The organism is Candidatus Campbellbacteria bacterium (genome assembly GCA_016699465.1).
Lineage (GTDB): Bacteria > Patescibacteriota > Minisyncoccia > Phycocordibacterales > EsbW-18 > EsbW-18.
The window spans coordinates 1-19,941 of sequence record CP064977.1 but is presented as its reverse complement, the minus strand read 5'-3'; the positions used below and the strand labels follow the sequence as shown (position 1 = coordinate 19,941).

The 19,941-nt window shown below is 44.4% G+C and carries 19 protein-coding genes and 3 tRNA genes; 5 read left to right on the top strand and 17 right to left on the bottom strand.

What is annotated here, in order from left to right:
• Positions 1-14: 14 nt before the first annotated feature.
• The 5 genes from IPJ70_00110 to IPJ70_00090 all read left to right on the top strand — a co-directional run bounded on the left by IPJ70_00110 (position 15) and on the right by IPJ70_00090 (position 2,886).
• Positions 15-95: transfer RNA gene (locus tag IPJ70_00110), tRNA-Leu, on the top strand.
• Between the two features lie 358 nt (positions 96-453).
• Positions 454-529: transfer RNA gene (locus IPJ70_00105), tRNA-Lys, on the top strand.
• A 161-nt stretch (positions 530-690) separates the two neighbouring features.
• Positions 691-772: transfer RNA gene (locus tag IPJ70_00100), tRNA-Leu, on the top strand.
• A gap of 705 nt (positions 773-1,477) precedes the next feature.
• Positions 1,478-2,287 (top strand): hypothetical protein, encoded by an 810-nt coding sequence (locus IPJ70_00095; protein QQR82516.1) that lies wholly within the window; start codon positions 1,478-1,480, stop codon positions 2,285-2,287.
• Positions 2,284-2,886, top strand: a complete 603-nt coding sequence (locus IPJ70_00090) for a hypothetical protein (protein ID QQR82515.1) — start codon at positions 2,284-2,286, stop codon at positions 2,884-2,886. The genes IPJ70_00095 and IPJ70_00090 overlap by 4 nt, the downstream gene beginning before the upstream one ends.
• A 90-nt stretch (positions 2,887-2,976) precedes the next feature.
• Here the strand turns inward: IPJ70_00090 and IPJ70_00085 are convergent, their stop codons facing one another.
• The 17 genes from IPJ70_00085 to IPJ70_00005 form a co-directional block, all read right to left on the bottom strand.
• Positions 2,977-3,273, bottom strand: a complete 297-nt coding sequence (locus tag IPJ70_00085; GenBank protein ID QQR82514.1) for a hypothetical protein — start codon at positions 3,271-3,273, stop codon at positions 2,977-2,979.
• Positions 3,274-3,279: 6 nt separating this feature from the next.
• The gene (locus IPJ70_00080; protein ID QQR82513.1) at positions 3,280-3,627 is read right to left on the bottom strand and encodes a hypothetical protein; all 348 of its coding nucleotides are present in this window, start codon (positions 3,625-3,627) and stop codon (positions 3,280-3,282) included.
• Between the two features lie 71 nt (positions 3,628-3,698).
• Complete coding sequence (locus IPJ70_00075) at positions 3,699-4,121, bottom strand: hypothetical protein (protein ID QQR82512.1); 423 nt, start codon at positions 4,119-4,121, stop codon at positions 3,699-3,701.
• A gap of 16 nt (positions 4,122-4,137) precedes the next feature.
• Positions 4,138-4,437, bottom strand: a complete 300-nt coding sequence (locus IPJ70_00070) for a hypothetical protein (protein QQR82511.1) — start codon at positions 4,435-4,437, stop codon at positions 4,138-4,140.
• A gap of 4 nt (positions 4,438-4,441) precedes the next feature.
• Entirely contained in the window at positions 4,442-4,861 is a 420-nt protein-coding gene (locus IPJ70_00065; protein ID QQR82510.1) for a hypothetical protein, read from the bottom strand.
• 11 nt (positions 4,862-4,872) lie between these two features.
• Positions 4,873-5,298: a hypothetical protein gene (locus IPJ70_00060; protein ID QQR82509.1), complete on the bottom strand. Its 426-nt coding sequence runs from the start codon at positions 5,296-5,298 to the stop codon at positions 4,873-4,875.
• 81 nt (positions 5,299-5,379) lie between these two features.
• Positions 5,380-6,675 carry an extracellular solute-binding protein gene (locus tag IPJ70_00055; protein QQR82508.1) on the bottom strand — a complete coding sequence of 432 codons (1,296 nt, stop codon included), beginning with the start codon at positions 6,673-6,675 and terminating at the stop codon, positions 5,380-5,382.
• A 116-nt stretch (positions 6,676-6,791) separates the two neighbouring features.
• Positions 6,792-7,331, bottom strand: a complete 540-nt coding sequence (locus IPJ70_00050; GenBank protein QQR82507.1) for a methyltransferase domain-containing protein — start codon at positions 7,329-7,331, stop codon at positions 6,792-6,794.
• A gap of 124 nt (positions 7,332-7,455) precedes the next feature.
• Positions 7,456-9,924 (bottom strand): DNA gyrase subunit A, encoded by a 2,469-nt coding sequence (gene gyrA, locus IPJ70_00045; protein QQR82506.1) that lies wholly within the window; start codon positions 9,922-9,924, stop codon positions 7,456-7,458.
• Positions 9,925-10,007: 83 nt separating this feature from the next.
• A complete protein-coding gene (locus tag IPJ70_00040) occupies positions 10,008-10,253 on the bottom strand; it encodes a hypothetical protein (protein QQR82505.1) in 246 nt (81 codons plus the stop codon).
• A 5-nt stretch (positions 10,254-10,258) separates the two neighbouring features.
• Complete coding sequence (locus IPJ70_00035) at positions 10,259-10,885, bottom strand: MBL fold metallo-hydrolase (GenBank protein QQR82504.1); 627 nt, start codon at positions 10,883-10,885, stop codon at positions 10,259-10,261.
• A gap of 68 nt (positions 10,886-10,953) precedes the next feature.
• Entirely contained in the window at positions 10,954-11,427 is a 474-nt protein-coding gene (locus tag IPJ70_00030; protein QQR82503.1) for a hypothetical protein, read from the bottom strand.
• A 93-nt stretch (positions 11,428-11,520) separates the two neighbouring features.
• The gene (gene mltG, locus IPJ70_00025) at positions 11,521-12,459 is read right to left on the bottom strand and encodes an endolytic transglycosylase MltG (protein QQR82502.1); all 939 of its coding nucleotides are present in this window, start codon (positions 12,457-12,459) and stop codon (positions 11,521-11,523) included.
• Position 12,460: 1 nt separating this feature from the next.
• On the bottom strand, positions 12,461-13,750 hold the full coding sequence (locus tag IPJ70_00020) for a hypothetical protein (GenBank protein ID QQR82501.1): 1,290 nt from the start codon (positions 13,748-13,750) through the stop codon (positions 12,461-12,463).
• Between the two features lie 62 nt (positions 13,751-13,812).
• On the bottom strand, positions 13,813-14,883 hold the full coding sequence (locus IPJ70_00015; GenBank protein QQR82500.1) for a hypothetical protein: 1,071 nt from the start codon (positions 14,881-14,883) through the stop codon (positions 13,813-13,815).
• A 60-nt stretch (positions 14,884-14,943) separates the two neighbouring features.
• Positions 14,944-17,793, bottom strand: coding sequence for a leucine--tRNA ligase (locus tag IPJ70_00010; GenBank protein ID QQR82499.1), 2,850 nt, complete (start codon positions 17,791-17,793; stop codon positions 14,944-14,946).
• A 71-nt stretch (positions 17,794-17,864) separates the two neighbouring features.
• Positions 17,865-18,806: a hypothetical protein gene (locus tag IPJ70_00005; protein ID QQR82498.1), complete on the bottom strand. Its 942-nt coding sequence runs from the start codon at positions 18,804-18,806 to the stop codon at positions 17,865-17,867.
• Between the last annotated feature and the right edge of the window lie 1,135 nt (positions 18,807-19,941).

Here is a 19,941-nt window from a genome sequence, read left to right as displayed (position 1 = left end):
GAAAGCCGGACCAGGGGCCAGTGGTGGAATGGTATACACGCACGACTTAAGATCGTGTCTCGTATGAGATGTGGGTTCGAGTCCCACCTGGCCCACAAAAACAAAGAACCGGATGCAAAGCATTCGGTGATTTTGTTTTGTAGGTACAAGATGGGACGAGAAAGCGAGCGCGGATACGCCGTCAGTAGGCGGTGTCGCGCGAGCAGGACCGAGAAATTTTTACGAGCGACGGCGAGTAAAAATGTTCTTGGTCGAGTCTCTTACAAAAATACTTTGTAATTCGTGACCGAGTCCCACCTGGCCCACACTAGAAAAATTCTTTTTTATTGGTACAATGACGCAATGAGGCTTCTATGTTAGCCTCACTTCACCACCCATATCTTCGCCCCTCTCGATATGGATGGCTCGATCGGCGTAAAGCAGAAACGGGGCTTCTGCTTTAGCCTCACTTCACCACCCATAGCTCAGCTGGTAGAGCAGCTCCCTCTTAAGGAGACGGTCGTAGGTCCGATTCCTACTGGGTGGACCACATATGCAAACAGCCCCTGCGGGCTGTTTGCATATGTGGTCCAAGGCGCAGCGTTGTTGCACAGCGACCGCGAGCCGGGATCGCGAGTACTTTGGATTTTTTCGCGAATGCGTAAAAATCCTTAGTAACTCGTGATGACTTGTAGTATTGTTATTCTTAACGGGCGAGTGGCGAAATTGGTAGACGCGCTAGCCTTAGGAGCTAGTGTCGCAAGACTTGGAGGTTCGAGTCCTCTCTCGCCCACACATATACAAAACAACACCGTTTAAATGGTGTTGTTTTGTATATGCTGATTGTTGATGAGAGAGGACTCGAAAGCGAGCGCGGATACGCCGTCAGTAGGCGGTGTCGCGCGAGCATGGCTAAGCGGAACAAGGAACGGCGGCGGCGAGTGAGCGCTTAGCCGAGTCCTCCCATGAAATCTTTATGACCGAGTTATCTCATAAAATCATCGTGATCAAATCATCATAATATGGCCTTACAAAGCCGTATTTTTGAATACGCACCACTTGACTTTTTGACTCTTTATGATATACTATATCTCAGAAGTACTTTAACATTATGAATTTGGAAATTCGTCCCGCAAGGGATTGAATATATCAGGAAACCAAACAACTTCCCTCTCGAAAGGAGAACGGTATGGAGTGGGTGAGTTCGTGGTGGTTCGGACTGATGTGCATCGGCGGAGGAACACTCCTGTTCCTCCTTGCCATGTTGAAGTTCCGCGACAACGACATATTCTTTACGAGCGTTCCGGAAGGGACGATTCGTTTTGTCGTCGCGGGTAGTAAGGTCGTCCGGTACCTTGGCAACATCCAAGGTCGTCGAGTCGACGAGGAGACTGGGGCGATTGGCGAGGACCTAACGTACAAGCCAAGGTTTCTCGCACGAACGTTTGGGCTCTTCTGGGTGGGAATCTACCCCATCCGTAAGGTCTACGAGTTTCAAGTGAAGTCAATCGCACGGCTCAAGGACCAGTTGGGTGACGGAGAAAACGTGGAGTCCTGGGTTACCTACGAGGACTCAAAGAGTGTACGCGAGCTTCGTTGGAAGATCGCGCGCCCTTCGTTTGTCCCCGACGTTGAGCTTGGTGGTGACCAGACACAAGTCAACTTTGTCGTGATGGTCATCTTGCAGGTGACGAACGTCTACAAGCCCGTCTTTGAGTACGGTGGTAACTTCCTCCGTGCCGTTGACGGTATCGTCGCCAACGCCGTGATGGACTTCGCGTCAAGCGAAGATGCCCATGGCGAGAAACTGACCTACAAGAAGCTCACCGGCATGAAGAAGGGGTCTTCAGCCGGCGGTGGAGGTGAAAACCTCATCGACCGGATGAAGACACAGGCTGACAGACAGCTTGCAGAGTACGGCCTGAGCATGGTCGTGGCATATCTCCATGACTACGACCTCTCTAAGGATTTTCGTGACATCGAAGAAGCAAACCGAGCCAACGAACTCGCGAAGCTCCAAGGTGACGCGAAGATTACTGCCGCCAAGAAGCAAGCAGAGGCAGCAGTGGAAGCCGCGAAGGGCGCACTAGAAGCTCGCAAGCTCGAGGCAGAAGGTGAAGCGGCCTTCTGGAACTTCGCGTCCGAAGCGCACCGCAACATCGGTGGTGACCCAAACGTTCTCGTCGCCGTACGAGCGCAGGTCGCCGAAGCTCAAGCACTCGCGAGTGAAAAGTCGAAGGTAACAACACTTGTCCAGCGAGGGCAGGTTGCCCTTCAAATCTCTCCCGAGAAGAAGGTGGCGTCATGAAGTACGTCGCCGTTGTCTTTTTCCTTGTCTGCCTCTTGCTGTACGGAATCTCCGCGCTCATCGGAAGACGGAGAGTAGTGGTCACCAAGAGAGAGACGCCATCCTCCGAAAGGAGTGCACGTCCAATCTCTAAGTGGGTAAGGAATTTTCTTTTTTCTTTACTTGCTTCTGCTGCGCTGTTGACTGTGCTCTGGATGGTGTTCAACTACTACATCCAAAAGAGGGAGAGGACGCGTGAGACCACCGCACCCGCCCCCGTCGAGCTCCAGTTCTGCTGGAGCAAGCCGGAGGACGTCACTGGAGGCATGTCTGGAATTCGAGGCACGTGTTGCCCCGCCCAGTTCAACGCCTTCAACAGCGGTCTCATAAACTTCTCCGTGTTTCACTTCTACGGAGGGGCACGTGAGGAACAAGTGTACACGCTGAATCGCGCTGAGAAAGTCGGCACGTGGAAGAACAATGGTAAGCTTCCGGGACGTGGGACGTGGGAGGAAATGCCCACGCCCGTAGGTACGTCTGTGAAGCTTATCGGGCGGTACCGAGACGAGACGGAGGACAATCAATGGATCAGCTTCATGATCCTCGAAAAGTCTTCCTGATTCCATTCATGATGTTGACGTTGGTGGTTGCACAAACAACCAACGTCAAAGGGCGCCCCGAAGGGCGCCCTTTTTTTATACATTATTTCTCTATAGAGAATTTGTCACATTTGGCGCAACATTCACGTTTGGTTGTGGTGGATTTTCGACACCAATAGTACCCGTAATAATCCGTATAATTCCAAATACTGAAATCATAATGACCATTCCAAGAATTCCCCAGAGAATACTTTGTTTTCCCTTGGCTCTTTCCTTCTCATCTTCTGAATCTCGTATTGACGTAACAATACCCCAGAAGAATATAACAAATGCGACCGCAAACAACAGAAAAATAATCGGCTGAAGGATCACACGATACCCATTTGCAAGAAGAACCTGAAGAGACATACGGAATTAACCTTGTACTCCAGGAACCGGCAAGCTACCGCCCGTTGTCACACCAACCTGTGCTGCAATGAAGTTGATAATACCCACGATTGCAACCATCACAAAGAGTGCAATGATACCACCAATCATGAGACCCTTTGCATTCTTTCGAGCGTCTTCGTCATCAGAAGATATAATGAACTTAACCAATCCCCAGAAGAACACGAGGAGCGCAAGACCAATAACGATAGGTGTTGCTGTTGAAATTAATCGTCCGATAGCTGAAAGCATATTTGAGATGCCTCCAAATTGTGCAAACGCAAACAATGGTGCGAATGCCGATGCAACAACGATACCTTGTACTAGTTTTTTCATACTATGTTTTATTTTACTTTTTAAATAACTCTACTAACGTATTAATAATATCATCAATGACTCAAAATAAACTACGGTAAATACTCTATATCACCAGCACCTCTCGGTGGGATTGTACTTCCGCCCGTATTTCCACCTCCAGTACTTCCGCCACTCAAACCTCCAACCACAGGTGGTGTCATAGGACCCCCTCGATCAATCTGAAAAGATTCTCCAATAAACGCAATGAGACCAGCAACCGAAAACATCACAAAAAGCGCAATAACCCCATAAATCATAATACTCTTTCCCTCCTTTGCCTTATCTTCATCCCCAGCGCTCATAATGTACTTCACAATACCCCACATAAACACAAGAAGCGCTAGTGACGCAAGTATTGGAATAAGTATACTAATCCACCCTCTAAACAACTCTATAACGGAGGTAATTGATGCGGCAAACACAAATAAAGGCGCAAATAAGAAAATAATACTAATTGGAATATATTTTTGCATACGTAAAATTAAATTACTAAAATATTGAATTATGAAGCAACTGGACAAGTCCCCAAAACGAAAAGAGAACAAACAGCGCAAGAATCCCATATCCCATAATGTCCTTTCCGCTTTTCTTTGCCTTTTCGTCTCCCGCATAATAAATATACTTCACAATACCCCATACAAAGAATAACACCGCGAGTCCTGTGAGCAAGCTGATGATCGGATTCAAAAGTCCGATAAAGATACCAATTAAACTTGCCAAATCAGTTGCCTGCGCAAAAGAAACGAGAGGTACAGACAAAAACGACACAAATAGTAGTGTTTTTTTCATAGGTTTATACAGTGTCATGTTGGGTTATAGGCACGTCATTGCGTGTCTGACCAACTTGGGTAACAGTATTTTTAATAACATCTGAAAGAATTTGTGCCCCAAGAAGAACTGCCGCACCAACAACTGTCCACAAGAGCATATTCTTTGCGTCAGTAACAGCTTTTTCATCACCGCGTGCTTTCACAAAAGAAAATCCAGAGTAAATAATGAAGAACACGATAACAAAGTACCCAATATTTTTCATTGCATCAACAATAACGGTTATGAGTGTTGGAATGTCGTTTATATTCTGTTGAGCAAGAGGGTTTATGATAGTAGCCCCTGTCCCAGCGCTATTTGCAAAAAGAAGAACTGGAAGCACTAAAACAAATAACGCACAAAATGCCCCGAGTATCTTTTTATTTTTTTTCAAAAATATTTTCATGTGGTATTGATTTAATGCGCTCCACCACTTACTCCGGCTGGAACTGGATCTGCAAAAGGATTTGCTGCCCATCCTGTACCCGTAAGTGTCATTGTAACGAAATTAACAATTAAAAATCCTGCTAATGCCAGTATAAGCCCCCAAAAGACATTTTGAAATATATCGTGCGCCTTCTTTATTTTACCCTGATCACCTGCAGCCGTTAGGTACAAAATACCCGCCCATGCGAAAAGTCCTGCTGAAACGGGAAATGCAACGATATATAAAAGAAAATTAATAATTCTGTTTACGAGAAGAACAAGGTCATTAAACGTACACGTTGCACCCTCACATGGAACAAGCCCGCCTGGATCAACAGCAAACACACATATAGGCACGAGTACAACCACAAGAGAGAGCATGAGTGCAACCATATTTCGTTTCTGTTCCTGTGTCATACTTCTATTGTACGGTTTTTTTAAAAAAAGTTATCCCCACCCAATATTCCCTGTTTCTTTTTGCCATTTGCTATTTCACCCTTATTTCAACAACAGCTCCATTCTTCCATTTGCCAAATTCACACTCTCACTTATCGACCTCTTTCCCGACGTAACATCTTCAATGAGTGCCCCGAAGAGAGCATTTGTCTGGATTGGATTTGGATCAAAAAAACCTCGAGCAATGAGTGCGTCTCTATAAAACACAGCTTTATATGGATCCGTAGGCACCTGTGATAAAGCATCACGTCGTGCTGGCGGAAGCCCAAGCTCATCAACCCAAAACGGAGCCATAGTTGCACCCGTCAAGAGAGAGACCGCCTGAAACGCATTTGCCTTTGTTGTCGATTGATTGAGAATACCGATTGCATAGATAGTACCGAATGTATTTTTTTGAATTGCATCACGAACCTGTGGCATGTGGGTCACATCAAAATTAAGATTTGGATTTTGTTCTCGTATACCAAAAAGTTCACTTGAAAAACCAAGGTACATGGCAAGAGTTCCTCTCACAAACGCATCATGTGATGATGCCAATGAACGATTCCATGAATAGGATGGTTTTACCGGATTTGCAAATTCTGTATAAAAACGAACAGCTGAATCTGCAGGAACCTCAGGAAGACCGAGCCGATCACTAATACTACTCATAAAACCATTTTGTGTACGAATGGTAATAGGATTGCCTGCCTGCATCATCAAAAGCGCAAGAATTTCTTTTGCGTGGGAAATATTTTGATACTCACCAAGAGCAATCGTACTTTGAAGCACATTACGTGACGCATCCACCTTTGTTAATTTTGGCACGAGCGCCATCACATCCTCCCACTGCGTTGGTGGAGTCGCAATGCCAGCAGCATTAAAGAGTGTCCTGTTCCAATAAAGTACCATTGGATCAATTACCAGCGGAAGAGCGTAGATCCCCGTCGAGCCAATATATAATTCAGACCCTTCAACAAAGGTATCACGGAACGTACGTTCGGGAACATTCTGAAAAGGAATTGGGTAGAGTTTTTTCTCGTGTCTCAACAATCGTTCTTGGGTAAGGATAATGGCATCAGGACCACGATTTTCTGCCAGTGCTTCTGTAAGTTTTGAATCAAACTCTGTTTCAGAAAATTGTACGTACGTAACTTCAAGAATGTTGTCATTTTTTTCATTAAAAAGCTGTATAGATTTTTCAACCATGGCCGAATCAAGCGTACCCCAGAGCACCGCCTTTGCCGCAACACCCCCTGAACCCGAGGAACCAAATTTACCAAATGATGCAATTGCGATAACACCAGCAACAATAAAGAAACCGAAAATACCGAGAATAATTGTTGGAAAGGATTTCATGGTAATGGGAGTTAGGGGTTAGAAGTTGGGAGTTAGTGATTAGTTTTAGTTTTGGTTTGGTTTAGCTTGTTCGATTTGGTATCTTGCCACATGTTACATGTTTCGTGTTACACGCTTCATGCTGCATCCTTCGGTTTTCTCAAAATCATCCCGTAATGGTGTGAACCTGCATCAATATCCTTTTCAAAAACAAAGCCAGCACTCTCAGCTAGTGTCTGTGCTGTATGACGCTTCAATATGTGTGCCGCATGTGGACCAATACCCCCATACGAATCATTCCAATCAACAATAAGTATTTTTCCTCCAGGGCGCGTGATACGAAATACCTCCTTCAAAAAACGCTCTTTGTGTTCAATTTGAAAAAGTATAGTACTTACTATCACTGCGTGCACCGATGCATCAGCAAGCGTCGTACCACGTTCTTCTTCAAGATCCACCCACATTGTGTGCACATTTGAAAAACCAGCGTGACGAGCTTCCGCATGCACCTTCTGTACAAGCTCTTTCTGAAGATCACATGCATACACAACACCATCTTTTCCAACATCGCGAGCCGCAGCAAAAGTGTACACACCCGAACCAACACCGAGATCTGCAACATGCATCCCTTCTCCTAGTTGAAACTGTTCAATAATTTTTTCAGGACGTGCAAACATGAAAAGTTGATACTAGATACTAGATACTAGATACTAGATACTAGATACTAGATACTAGATACTAGAAGTATAGTATACCTTTTTCAAAAATCTAATCTCTAATATCTAATATCTAATCTCCACCTTAGAGGCACACAAATGATGCAATGGAATCACCTTCGCGAAGTTTCATAATACGAACACCTTGTGTCACACGACCAAGGAGAGATATTTCAGAGAGCGCAACGCGGATGACTTGTCCTTTTTGAGAAATAACCACTAGCTCACCTTCTTCTGACGAAACAATTTGTGACGCCATAACTCGTCCTGTTTTTGCTGTGACATTTGCCGTTTTCACACCACCACCACCTCTTTTTTGTACCTTATATTCATCAACCGCAGTTCGTTTTCCGTATCCATTTGAAAGAAGAATGAGAAGCGCCGACTGTTCATCTACTTTACTCAATACACTCGTCCCAACAATGCTATCTTTTGCAGATAAACGCATCGCCCGAACGCCACCCGCAGTTCGTCCCATTGCTCGTATATCTGATTCTTTAAAGCGAATTGATTGACCGCTTTGTGACACAAGAAGCGTCTCGTCACCGGGAGAAACAAGCACTGCTGCAATAAGTTCATCACTTGCATCAAGTGAAATTGCGATAATACCACTTCGGCGAACATCGTGGAAATTAGCAACTGCGACTTTCTTCGCGACACCACGACGTGTCACCATCATAACGGCACCCTTTGATTCCTTTGAAACTTTTGAAAGTGGCAAAATAGATGTCACACGCTCTCCATCTGAAAGTTGTAGAAAGTTCATAACCGACTTCCCTTTTGTTGCACGTTTTCCTTCAGGAAGTTCATACATTTTAAGTTGGTATACCTTACCTTTATCCGTAAAGAACAGGAGGTCGTCATGAGTACTTGCACCAACGAGCATCGTAACAAAGTCCTCTTCTTTTGTATTCAAATCAATCACACCCACACCTCCACGCTTCTGGGCTTTGTACTCAGTTGGATTTGTACGCTTAATGTATCCACCAGCAGTAAACACCACGACATTTTCTTCATTTGGAATAAGATCTTCGACTGAAAGATTTTCAACACCACCTCGAACCACTTTTGTCTTTCGATCATCACCATACTTCTGTTCAATGGCAGTAAGCTCTTCTTTAATAACCTCGCGCATCTTCTTCTCACTCTTGAGGAGCGCCGTGAGTTCCGTAATAAGTTTCTGAATTTCAGCAAGTTCGTCCTCAATTTTCTTGCGTTCAAGACCTGCAAGCTTCTGCAACTTCATGTCTAATATCGCAATCGCTTGCAACTCTGAAAATCCAAATTTTTTCTTGAGAGACTCTTTTGCATCTGCGGCATCCTTTGATTTTTTAATCACCGCAATCACCTCATCAATATGATCAAGTGCTTTTGAAAGACCCAAAAGAATGTGTTCACGGGCTTGAGCAACAGAAAGATCAAATTGCGTTCGTCGGCGAACCACAATAAGGCGGTGTTTAATAAACTCCTGCAAAATACTCTTTAACGAGAGTGTTTGTGGAACACCGTCAACGAGACACACCGTGTTGATGTGGAACGTTTCCTCCAATTGTGTGTGTTTGTAGAGGAAGTTGAGAATCTTTTGCGGGTGTGCTCCCGTTTTGAGCTCAACAACAACCCGAATATCTTTTGTTGATTCATCACGAATGTCCCTGATGCCATCAATCTTTTTTTCACGAACAAGATCTGCCACCTTCATAATGAGATCTGCCTTGTTCACACGGAATGGGATTGAGGTAATAACAATGTAAAATTGTCCCTTCTTTCCTTCAACAATTTCTGCCTCGCCGCGCGTGACAATACCACCCTTACCACTGGTATATGCGTGTTTTATATCTTTTTCACCAAAAATAACACCACCTGTTGGAAAGTCGGGGCCCTTCACAAACGAAAGGAGATCGTCGTTTGTTGCTTCGGGATTATCAGCAAGATGCACCGTCGCATGTACCACTTCACGAAGATTGTGTGGAGGAATATTTGTTGCCATACCAACCGCAATACCCAATGTTCCGTTGAGTAAAATACCTGGGACAGATGCCGGAAACACAGTTGGCTCTTTACGCGTACCATCATAGTTTGGACGCCAATCAACTGTATCTTTTTCAAGATCCTGCATGAGCTCAGCAGCCACGCGAGACATACGTGCCTCGGTATAACGCATTGCAGCTGGAGGATCGCCATCTATTGAACCGAAGTTTCCTTGACCGATAACTAGCGGATATCGATATGAAAATGTTTGTGCCATACCAACCATTGCATCGTACACAGACGCATCACCATGTGGATGGTATTTACCCAATACTTCACCGACAACGAGTGCCGATTTACGAGCCTTTGACGTTGCCGTCAAATTCATACTGTACATCGCATACAAAATACGACGGTGCACAGGCTTCAAACCATCACGCACATCAGGAAGTGCGCGAGCAGTAATAACCGACATCGCGTAGTCCAAAAAGGACTCCTTCATTTCAGTTGAGATACTACGAGAAACCGTTCCCGAACCTGAACGTTGTGGTATGTCTTCTTCTTTTTTTGGTGCTCGTGAAGTCATGAATACCTATACTTTTACCCTACCAGTATACACCAAAAAGACATACAAATACAGGGGATTTCTTTGTTTTTAGGTGTTTATAATCAATTCTGTAGAACACCTTTGATCGAGTTCCACAATAACAAAAGTGTCTCTTTTGATGAATTAAGCGGAGACACTTTTTCTAAAATTGCCGTATCTGAAACCGACGAAAGTTGGTTGAGATGCGCAAAAAATGAAATAAGCCAAATACCAAAAATACCTGCCGTAATCCAAAAAGCAGTCCACAACGCTATCGTCCGACGCTCCTGTTCTGGACGTTGTTGTATTTTTCGTAAAAAAGTGAACATACGTATTACGCCTGCGGAGACAATACGACAACCTCACCATCTTTCTCACTTACCTCTTTTTTTCGTAACGTTACTTTTTCCACCGCAGTACCACCGATCTCTCCCTCTTCTTTGAGAAACGCTTTGAGGGAACTTTCCGTGTAGTGCATTGGAATAATAATGTGTGGTTCAAGAGAAACGGAAAGTTTGTGGGCAGCAGATGCATCAAGTACTCCATCACCACCAACAGGAAGAAAGAGAATATCGACATCATCCAACACCTCATAGAGCTCCGTTGGAAGTTGTGTTTCAGACAACGCCCCACAAAAACACATCTTCATGTCTTCGAGCGTCACGAGGTACACTGTATTGAGTCGTTTTTTTCCGTCATACATACTCTGTGATGAGTATCCACGTACGACAATACCATCGAGCTCATATTCTCCGGGGCCAGTAATAACAAGAGGATTTGCTTCTCCGCGCGCAACCGTCTCGGTACCGTTCATGTCTGGATGATTCACTGACACAAGAACAATATCCGCACCAAATGACGTTGCGGTATGCTTTGACTTTTTCGACACAGGATTAAATGCGAGAACAGTATCTCCAAACTGCACCTTAAACGACTCGAGTGTATTGTATGTAATTATCATAGATAGAGACAGTATACCAAAAAAAAGCCACTCCGAGGAGTGGGCAAAAGAACATCTGGTGGCTACAACTACACCCTCGAAAGCTGATCCATTCTCTCCTCAATCATCTCGATACTGAAACGAAGAGCCCGCGCATTCGACTCAAAATCCTCTCGGAGACACCTCTTGAAGCTCTCGACGAGCTTTTTGAAAAACTCCTCCGTGGTCTGTGAATCGGGTTTTGGATACTTGGCGCTTCTCTCCTTATCAGCCACGAGTATTCCACGATACCTCATATCGGTGAATACACGCGACGTTCCAAGAACAGTATTCACCTGCACCCGTACAATTACCGCAACGTACCCGTGGAAGCAATCCCGCGACGACGGTGGTTCAAACGTCACATCGATCCCTTCAAGTGGTGCGAAACTTCGTATCTCCGTGTAAAACCTATGAAGCACACGGACAATCTCAACGTACGACTCTTCGTCAAACCACCCCACATCACCAAACGAAGTACGCTCAACATCAAGGGCAATATTCAATTTGGTCGTTTTTCCCATACACATCTCCTTTCTGGGATGCACTGGACCCCGAAGCGTACCGACGTTCATCTATACGCTCTCCGGCCGTCGTGTTATAGCATGGACACAATACTACTGTAAATATAGTTCTTTATTTTTCTTATGTTCCTCAAATGTTTTAGCAAAATGTGTTACGCCATCGGTACCCGTGAGGTAGTACCAGTATGGTGTTTTTGTTGGAAAAAGTGCCGCCTCAAGTGCACCTCTACCTGGATTACTAATAGGTGTCGGTGGAAGCCCCGTTCGTGTATAGGTGTTATACGGAGAATCAGTTTGAAGATCGTCGTGAGTTAATTCACTTGATGTTTTTCCAAGAGTGTACGCAAATGTCGCATCAACCTGCAATGCCATATCAACATCAAAGCGCTTCCACAAAATACCTGATACAACACGCTGGTCTTCTGCCCCACGAGCCTCCTCCTCAATGATAGACGCCATCGTTACAATTTCTTCCCTACTTCGAGTGGATGAAGCGATCGCGTCAGCGTATTCTGCAAGAACACTGTCTGATTTTTTTGAGAGTGTTGCAATAACATCATCTGGTCGGGCGTTCACAAAAAAGAAATACGTGTCAGGAAATAGGTATCCTTCCCTGTCGTGTGCTTGAGACAGAAAAGTGTCTGTATCAAATGAGGGAAGTTTTTTTGAAATACTATCTGCCATCATGGCATTTGTACTACCTTCAGGAAGCACCACCTTAACTTGTTCAAGATGATATTCTCCATGTATGAGACGATATGCAACAGTAAGAACGCCAATCGGTTTTTCAAACAGATACTCACCTGCACGAATGTTCTCTGCACCTCCAATAATTCCCGCGCTCAAACGCAAAAGTGTCGTCGACGAAATAATGTGTGCCGATTTCAGTAGTGCTGATGCCTCAGCAAAAGAAACTCCTTCCGGAATTGCCACGAGCGAACGTGTAGGAAAAGGTTGTGGATACTGCAAAAACGCCAGTGCAAGCACACCAATACACACAGCACTCGCCATATGCTTCGCATACGCCGCCATACTAAATAGGAAGATTCATTGGTGGCTCTGCCTTCTGTGATTCAATTCGACCAAATGTTGGCGTTTCGACGACTCCTCCAGGGAAGTGGAAGATCGTAGCTAGTTCTTCAGTATTAAGCACAAATGGTTTTCGTTTATATGGCGGATGAAAGTATCCTCGCAATCGATACGCTTCAAATATTTTTCGCTTCATCTTTGGCAATCGCGTATTGAAAGGATCTTGAATTGGATAATCAAAACTTGTTCCATTTACTTTTTTGAAACCATTCAAATGCGAGGTATTGTACTGAGCCAACACACCATTGAGCGCCCCTTTGTGAGATTTGTTAAAGTACTCTTTTTCAGCGAGGTAGAGCGCACGAATACCGGCATCAAATCCCAATTTTGTTACGCTTCTCTCAAGAGCTGTGACAATTGTTTTTTCAAGATCAGTAAATACAATAGGGCCTTCTTTCCCGTCTTCTGATTTCCCTTTCAATGTACGCTTGTCGATAATCTTTTTTATTTCTGTCTTAACATTATCCTTCCACTTATCTGTTTTTTCAAAATACTCTTTTGTCTTTTTTCCTACATCAAACACATCTTCAACAGATTTGAATCCACTCAAAAATGAACCGCCTTTAGGATCTTCTTTTTTGTGCGCACGAACAATAATCTGTATCCATGCTTGCTCACCCTTTCCTAAACCACCGAGATACTCCAGTACTGGCGCGATAGGATCAATTTTAAACTCCTCCTTCGGATCTTTATCTAAACCGTAGTCAATGTATGTTTTTATTGGATACGGATCTGGTTTCGTAAGTATAAACTCAGCGCCAGACAAATCAGCGGCGTCAGGATCATACAAAAATGCCAACGTGTAATCAGGAACTTCAATGACTTCTGTTTTTGGGTACTGTGCGTAAATATTATTTTGAATACTTTTTACACTTCCCTTCCACGTCCAAATAAAAAACTTCACTTGCCCCTCAAGAGACACGAGTTCAAGTGAAAACCATGGACGCACACCACCGTCCCAATACTTTTCAACAACATTTCCTTCACCACCAGTTGCATACAAAGCATTCAATGCCATTTCCATCGCAGCTGGAGATTTACTTACTTCTTTTGGAACTTTTATTTCAAGAAGAACGGGCTCCTGTTTTGCAAGATACTGAGCGCGTCGATACCGCATCCATCCACGCCATCCAGCATATCCACAGAAAAACGGCGCCCACAGAGGAGCAAATGAAAAAACAAGACGTGCCACTTCCCATGCAGGTTTAAAGAGTTCTAAAACATACGAGAACATACATCTATCATAGCACAGCCCCCGCCTTCGAAACGAAGTGCGGGGGCTGTGGATTACGCAAGTTATGCGAGGACGTAGGTACCATCAGGATTCTTAGAAAAATATTTTGAATCCTGGAGGTTTACTAAAATAGTATTTGGCTTTACGTATCGCTCTTTGAGTACTTTCGCAATAACCTCATCTTTCGTAAGCGCCCCATTTTCTTTGAGCACTTTCGTAATGACATCACGCACAACTCCTTGTATGTATCCCCATTCAGAAAGCGCATAGAGTCCGCGACCTACCAATACAAATCGATCATCTTTAATGAGTTCGTTATGTGTTGTTGCAACATGTGCTTTCTTTTCAAAAAGTTCATTAATTCGTTTAGCAACTTCGCTAAAGTGTAATGGTGATCCGTGATTGCGAATAGCAAGGTATGCAAAGTCTCGAACACCTTTTGGCGTTACGCTTGGAGATGCAGAGTGTCCCCATTCACCAAGTGGATTACTCGATACAACCTTTGACATAGAAAGCCATCGGCGTGCCATTTCTTCTGTACGATATTCTTCAGCGACATCTTTTAAATGTCCGAGAAATGCTGCAATAATATCTGGCTCAGATACCAGTTCTTCATACGTAAGTGAGGCATACAATTTTTTTAATGCATCCTCTACCTTTCCGGCCAATGAGCTATCTGCGTGCCAGCGGTGTGTAAAGTGTTCATCTTCTTTTCGCTTTTCAAACTCTTCTCCAACTACCAACAGAAAGTGAAAATGATTTCGTATTCCTGCATCAGCTGAAAGATGCACAAGAAAATGCTCTTCAGAAACAATACTACCAAAAAAGATGAGCTCTTCTTTAAGTTCTACAAAAACATCCTTTTCTTTTTTGTACGCATCTGATTTTCGGATACTTGCAATGGCATAATTTTCAATCTGTCGTACTCGCTCACGAGTAATACCATACTGTTCACCAATTGCTTCAAGCGTCATGCGCTTTACCTTATCGCCGAGTCCATATCGCTTCGTCAACACGTCTTGTGCACGTGTAGAAAGAGCACCGAGAAGGCGTTTGGTAACCTGCTTCGGGTTGAAAGAAATTGCTGACTTTCGACCAGTCGCTGGTGATGCTTTTTTTGACGTTTTTGACATAACAGTATTGGTTAAAAAATTGATTGGTACTGACCAGTCTATCACTCTTACGGGGTATCGTCAAGCCTTTCGGGTAACAATACTTATTAAACGATTGGGAATAAAAATAACCTTTTCAAGTGGTACTCCGTTAATATATCGAGATAGCTTTTCATCCTTATAAATTAAGGCTAAAACGTCATCTTGAGACACCCCAGGGACCGTCGAAATCTTGCCCCGAACCTTACCGTCGACCTGCATTATGACATATATTTCTTTTTCCGCAATAGTCGCCTCGTTATACTTAGGCCAAGCCTCTTTATGGATAGAGGTCTGGTGTCCAAGAGTATACCAAAGCTCTTCGGTCACATGCGGAGCAAACGGTGCAAGTATCCGTAAAAATGTCTCAAAAGCCTCTCGTGATATTCCCTGTTCCTTTTCAAGGGCATTAAGACAAATCATGAATGCTGAAACAGCGGTGTTGAACTTAAACGACTCAATCTCCTCAGTTACTTTTTTAATTGTCTGATGAAGTATTCGTTCTCCACTCTCAGACAGCTCTCCTGAACCAGTCTTATCTTTCATTTTCCATACTCGTTCGATAAAACGACGTACACCAATAATGCCATCGGGACTCCATGGATATGAACCAACTTCATTGTATGGGCCGATGAACGCAAGGTACATACGCACTGTGTCTGAACCAAGTTGTGCAACAACTGCATCTGGATCAATAACATTCCCTTTACTCTTACTCATCTTATTTCCATCAGGACCAAGAATGAGACCGCGGTTTGTGCGCTTGAGATATGGTTCAGTATCACGCACCAGTCCTAAATCAAATAATACTTTGTGCCAAAAACGAGAGTAGAGTAAGTGCATCGTCGTGTGTTCTGCTCCGCCAGAGTAGAACGCAACCGGCATCCACATATCCTGTTTTGTGTGTGATGCGAATTCATTTTCATTCTTTGGATCAGTGTAGCGAAGAAAGTACCACGAGGAATCAATGAACGTATCAAGGGTATCTGTTTCGCGTTGCGCATCTCCACCGCACTTTGGACACTTCACATTTACCCAGTCTATTGCTTTTGCAAGGGGTGATTTCCCATCCCCCGTTGGAAGATAATCATCAATTTCAGGAAGTACCACTGGTAAATCATTGTCAGGTACAGGAACGGGTCCACATGTTTTGCAGTGGATGATAGGAATCGGACAACCCCAATAACGTTGACGCGACACAATCCAATCACGCATGCGGTATGTTGTTTTCAGTTCTCCGCCAACAAATTCAGTAATCCTCTTTCGCGCATCAGCACTATTCATACCACTAAAGTCACCTGAGTTAACAAGAAGCCCCTCACTCGCATACACTACCCGTTCTTCTTGTAACGTTTTCCAAGAAAATCGGTGAGACTCGGGAAGGTGGAAGTTTTCCATTTCCTCTTTAGAAAGCCAGTGTACCTCATGATTTTCTTGTTCTTCCTTGGATATTTCTTCGTGTGTACCATCTTGAAGTTCAAAGTAAAAAACATGGAAGTGAGCGAAGCGATTCTGATTCTTCGGAACATGGAAAAATTGCGCGTGCGTTGGTGGTAGTTGTGAAATAAGTTTTGGGTTTTGATATCCCGTCTCTTCTCGTATTTCAGCAATAGCTGCTGATTCAGGAGTTTGGCCTTCCTCCACACCACCTGTAATCAAAGTTTCCCAGTCAACCTTCCTCCAACGAAGACCAATGTACTTTTCTTCACTCCAATGTTTAACAATTGCTGTAATTGCTTCTCGTTCGACGAATGGAAGCCCTTCTTTAACTTTTCCTGGTTCTGTTTTTTGAACAAACACAGGTTCTACAACTGTCTTAATCGGCAAATTAAATTTCTTTGCAAACTCCCAGTCGCGTTCGTCGTGTGCAGGAACTGCCATAATTGCCCCTGTTCCATATGATGCGAGCACGTAGTCAGCAATAAACACCGGAATCTCTTCTTGGTTCGCTGGGTTAACTGCAACAATACCTTCGAGTTTTACCCCGGTCTTCTCTCGTCCTTCTGCCATACGATCAATCTCGGCCTTCTTTCGTGATTCTGCTGCGTATTTCTGTGCCTCTATAAAATTAGAAATACGACCTTGGAGCTTTTCTACCAATTCATGTTCAGGAGCTAACACAACATACGTTGCTCCAAAAAGAGTATCTGGTCTCGTTGTGAATACGCGTATCTTCTCTTCTGTTCCCTTAATAGTAAACTCCAACTCGGCCCCTTCGGATGCGCCAATCCAGTTACGTTGTGCTTCTTTGATTGCTTCCGGATACTGGAGTGCATCTAAGTCAGAGAGAAGTCGTGGCGCATAGTCAGTAATTTTAAGATTCCACTGCTTCATCAAACGCTTTTCAACTTCTGTACTACAACGTTCACACTGTCCGGCAACCACTTGTTCATTTGCAAGCACTGTCTGACAGGAAGGACACCAGTTCACTTCTGTTTCTTTTTGATATGCGAGACCTTTATTGTAGATTTGCAAAAAGAGCCACTGTGTCCACTTGTAGTATGAAGGATCACAGGTAACTACTTCGCGCGACCAATCAAATGATGCGCCCATTGAACGAAGCTGTGAACGCATGTACTCAATATTTCCCAATGTCCATTCCCGTGGATTGAGTTTGTTTTTAATTGCAGCGTTTTCTGCAGGTAAACCGAATGCGTCAAATCCAATTGGATAGAGCACATTGAACCCTTTCATTCGTTTATACCGTGCAAAAATATCAGGAACAGAAAATGCATACCAGTGTCCTACATGCAAATTTCCTGACGGGTATGGAAACTCAATCAATGAGTAATACTTCGGTCGTTCATCATCGTCACGCGCACGAAAAAGCTCTTGCTTCTCCCACTCTGTACGCCACTTTTCCTCAATATTTTTGTGATCGTAGGCTTCCATATACAGCAACTATACTACACCGCTCGCACATAGAAAACAGCCCCGCCAAAGGCGGGGCTGTTTTGATTTTTCTACTGTTTAAATACTGGGTACGCCTTTGGATCTACAACACGCTCAAAACATACTCGTCCCGCAGCATGTGTAAAGTTCCCACTCATGCCACCCATGTCATAGTACATAGGCGCTGTTTTTGTCGTATCAAGATTTTCTTGAGTAAATGTTGCACAAAGTTCAAATGAAAGAGGTGCAAGCATCTTGTACTCATACGCATTCTTTGTTTCGGGATCAAGAGGTGCAGTATACCCGCTGATAGTATCCGTAAGAACAGACAGCTGTCCCGGCAACACGGCATGGTATTGATAGTACTGTATTACCTGCGATTGAATATTCGACAAATCATTCACCCGCTGTTCATCAAAACGTATCGCACGTGCTTGAGATGGTGAACCGGCAACAACAATTCCACTAACAATCGCAGCAACCACACCGATACTAGCAATAATGATGAGCGTTTTGTTTACCTTTGTGTCTTTTGATTCCGCACGGCGTAAATCGTAGAAATAGTAGACAAAAACAACAGTAGCAACGACAAATACGGAAAGTACTTTCCAAATGAAGCGTGCTGGAATTTCTCCACCAAGGTATGTATTCACTAACGCAATCACATCACCTGCAACAGTAGCACCAGCGATGAAAAGTGTGAGGTACACAAACCATTTTCGAATTGAGAGCTGATACTTTTGAATATCCTTTGCGATATCTTTTCGGATGAGCCACGACAACACAATGTACAGAGGAAATGCAACAATTAATGTTGAAATAGAGAATCGCATGCCATCCATTGACCACGAAGATGTATACTGCGGATTAAGAACATCGGGAAGAAGCGTGTTGATGATACTAAACAAAAGTGCAAGAAGTGCTCCTGCAGATACATACAGCGATACCGCTGTACCAAAGTACATAAAGAAATCCTTCGGTGTCATTTTTGCTTTTTCAATTGTTAGTTCCATATAAAGTAGAGGTTAGAAGTTGGTAGTTAGAGGTTAGTAATTAGTTTGGTTATATGTGAAGTATACCTCGTTTTTTGCCCAAAAGACACAAAAATAGAGGTTCAAAGAAACGCTTGACAAACAAATTGAGATGTGTATAATGTGTCCCAGATGGAAGCCGCCAGAGCGTCGCACATTGACTCCACACATCGGGTGTGAGGGCAATGTCCGACAGCACGGGCCAAACGGGAGGTGCCAAAATGGCCGTAGGAGGTATGGGCGAGAAACGCCCGTGAGTGCGTTAGTCACCGGTCTAGGTGAGGCCGGTGCCGAGAAAGAAAACCCCTCGTAGGCCATTGTGGCAGGGTTTTCCGGCGGTTGCGACGTCCGCAACTTCGTTCACCTCGCGTCTGTCGCCCCCGCACAAAAGCGGAAAGGAGAAACTCACTCGGTCCCCTGTTGTAGTAAGACCGATAAGGTCTTCTCAATTGGGCTGGTCAAAGCAGACACAGAAATCCGGTAGGAGCTCACGCCGAACTCCCGCCGGGACCCCCAACTAACGGACGCCCCTAAAAAACAATGGGCGCCCACCAGGCCTCAACACTTCGGTGTTGAGGCCTTTTCTATTGACATAAAAAACCATTTTTGATATAAAGGCAGTAGATTAGTTCCCTGAAGTATTCACTCACCGTGGGCGGCGTGCCCACATGTCGGCCCTAAAGGGGCAGAGGAGGTGCTTAAAACACGTGTACAGCCCGATCCTGACCTGACCACGAACCGACGAAGCCAGAAGGGGGGACACACCATCCCTCAAAAAATGGGACTCACCGGCCCTGGAGGCCGGAAACAGACCTGACGGTCTGTCCCTCGGATAGAGTGGCTCCTCGAGCCACTCGCCAAAGCTGAGTAGTACCTTCAGTAAAAAAATGATCGCTCCCCCGGAGTGATCGGGCTCTGTCCGTTAGAAAGGGCGAGAACCAGTAGTGTCTACGGAGGCAAGTGGCCAAGAGGTAGACCAAGCCCTGGTTATAACCTAATCAACAGACAAATCCCACCCAGGCGCCGTTACTCCCAGGAGTCGGCGCCTTTTTCTATGGTACCAAGCACGCGTATTGCCTCTTTGTTATTTGATATTTGTCATTTGTTATTGAATTTT